At 60.7% G+C, this 2,471-nt stretch carries 3 protein-coding genes and 1 pseudogene; all 4 read right to left on the reverse strand.

What is annotated here, in order from left to right:
* Window positions 1–116, reverse strand: a pseudogene (locus A2I95_RS31450) (maleylacetoacetate isomerase); the annotation flags it as partial.
* 58 nt (window positions 117–174) lie between these two features.
* On the reverse strand, window positions 175–717 hold the full coding sequence (locus tag A2I95_RS31455; RefSeq protein ID WP_291736139.1) for a VOC family protein: 543 nt from the start codon (window positions 715–717) through the stop codon (window positions 175–177).
* The gene (locus tag A2I95_RS31460) at window positions 714–929 is read right to left on the reverse strand and encodes a DUF2783 domain-containing protein (RefSeq protein ID WP_129369267.1); all 216 of its coding nucleotides are present in this window, start codon (window positions 927–929) and stop codon (window positions 714–716) included. The genes A2I95_RS31455 and A2I95_RS31460 overlap by 4 nt, the downstream gene beginning before the upstream one ends.
* 5 nt (window positions 930–934) lie before the next feature.
* On the reverse strand, window positions 935–2,471 hold a 1,537-nt coding region (locus A2I95_RS31465; protein WP_291736142.1), incomplete at its 5' end, for an FAD-dependent oxidoreductase.

Raw genomic sequence — 2,471 nt, forward strand, 5'->3', positions numbered from 1 at the left:
CCCTTGACCAGATCAACCGGGATCGAGGTGTATTCGATCCCTGCCAGGTTCAGCGCGATGCGCAGCCGGTAGCTGGCCGATGAGCGCCAGTAGTCATAAAGAATCGTGCTGCCCATCGGCGTCCTCCGGTGCTGAGAAGGCAGCCCGCCGGGCTGCCTCGTCGGCCTGTGCCAATCAGGCCTTGTTCAATTCCTTGGCGTGCAGCCACTCGGCATGCTTGGGGGCCTTCTTGGTCTTGGACCATTCTTCCAGCATCTCCCATTTCACCGAGTCCAGCTTCTGCAGAAACGCCTCTTCCTCAGGATCCGGACAGGCCAGCTCCACCCGGTGGCCGTTCGGATCGAAGAAGTAGATCGAGTGGAAGATCGAGTGGTCAGTGACGCCCAGAACTTCGACGCCGTTGGCCTCAAGATGCTCCTTGAACTGGATCAGGGTCTCGCGGTCCTTCACCTTGAAGGCGATGTGCTGCACCCAGACAGGCGTGTTGCGGTCGCGGTCCATCTCCGGCTTGGTCGGCAGTTCAAAGAAGGCCAGGACATTGCCGTTACCTGCATCCATGAAGATATGCATGTAGGGGTCGGGTTCATGCGTCGATGGAACATGGTCCTCGGCAATCGCGAGCACGAAGTCCATGTTCAGCATCTTGTTGTACCACTCTACCGTCTGTTTGGCGTCCTTGCAGCGGTAGGCGACGTGGTGGATCTGTTCGATTTTCAAGCGGTGTCCTCCCCAGGTTTCAGCGCGGCCGCGGCCAGCGCCTGTTTCAGGATCGCGCGTTTTCCAATGTGATTAGCCAGCACCAGCACCAGACGCGCATTCAGCGCATCGCTTTCGGCTTTGCTGAGGCCCTCATGCGCGGTCAGGAGATCTGCATAGAAATCGTCGGCGCGCTCGAGGTTGGCGGTCAGGATCAATTGGTCTTCGGTCATCTTGATCACTCCTTGCCGATGGCCCGGCGGATTGCGTGCCGGAACTGGTTTTCGTCAAAGCCGGGGCGGCGGGCAGCAACATGCTGGTCCGGGCGGATCAGGTAAACACCGCTGTCATGCTTGCCCAGATACCGTTCCTTCAGCGCCAGCGTCTTGTCATCCTTGATGGACAGTGCCAGCCGGGTGACCTCAATACCTTCTTCCTCGATCACATCCGGGGCGTCAGCGTCGATGGTGAGCAGCACGAATTTATCTCCCAGCTTGTCCAGCAGGAAACCGTCGCCCAGCGGCACGTCGGGGCAGGAGGAGCCTGGGCGGGTGCGCTCAGGTCCGTCCAGTGCATCTGCCGAATTCAGCGGCGAGCCGTCATAGGTGCAAGGCACCGACAGGCGGCCCGAATTCACCAGCGGGCGGGCGAATTCAAACTGTTCGGACAGGTCCAGAACCGCGTCACGCAGCACCCGGCTCATCTCGGACTTGGGCGTGATGAAATCGGTGGAGCGCGAGGAGTTCAGGATGTTTTCATCCGCACCGTGAACCCGCTCGGTGTCATAGCTGTCCAGCAGGCTTTCCGGCGCGGTGCCGTCGATCACCATTTGCAGCTTCCAGCACAGGTTGTCGGTGTCCTGCACGCCGGAGTTGGCGCCGCGGGCACCAAAGGGCGAGACCTGATGCGCGGCATCGCCGGCAAACAGCACCCGGCCATGGCGGAACTGCTCCATCCGGCGGCATTGGAAGGTGTAGATCGACACCCACTCCAGCTCGAACGCCACGTCCTCCCCCAGCATCGCCTTAAGGCGCGGGATCACGTTTTCCGGGCGTTTCTCGCGCTCCTTGTCGATATCCCAGCCCAATTGCAGATCAATCCGCCAGACACCGTCCGGTTGCTTGTGCAAAAGCGCCGACTGTCCTTTGTTGAATGGCGGGTCGAACCAGAACCAGCGTTCGGTCGGAAAATCCGCCTCCATAATTACATCGGCGATCAGGAAGTTGTCCTCGAACACCCGGCCGACGAAATCCAGCCCCAGCATCCGCCGGGTCGGAGAGCCTGCGCCGTCGCAGGCGATCAGCCAATCGGCCTCCAGGTTATAAGGGCCTTCGGGCGTGTCGATTTCCAATGTCACATGGCTGGGATGGGTGCCGATGGCCGAAACCTTGTTGCGGCCGCGGATTTCGATTGGTGCACCCTGCTGCTGCAGCTCGCGAACCCGGTTCACCAGGTATTCCTCAAAGTAATACTGCTGCAAATTGATGAAGGCGGGGCGCTTGTGGCCTTCCTCCGGCAGCAGATTGAAGTCATAGACCTGACGTTCGTCAAAGAACACCTTGCCGGCATTCCACTGCACGCCCTTGTCCACCATCGGCTGGCCGCAGCCCAACCGGTCGAGGATCTCCAGGGGCCGCTTGGCAAAGCAGATCGCGCGGGAGCCGAAGCTCACCTTGTCGTTGTCATCCAGAACCACCACTTCGGTGCCCTGCTGGGCCAGGTCTATGGCGGCAGCCAGGCCGATGGGGCCTGCCCCGATCACCACCACCTTGCGG

It is taken from the genome of Leisingera sp. F5 (assembly GCF_001593695.1).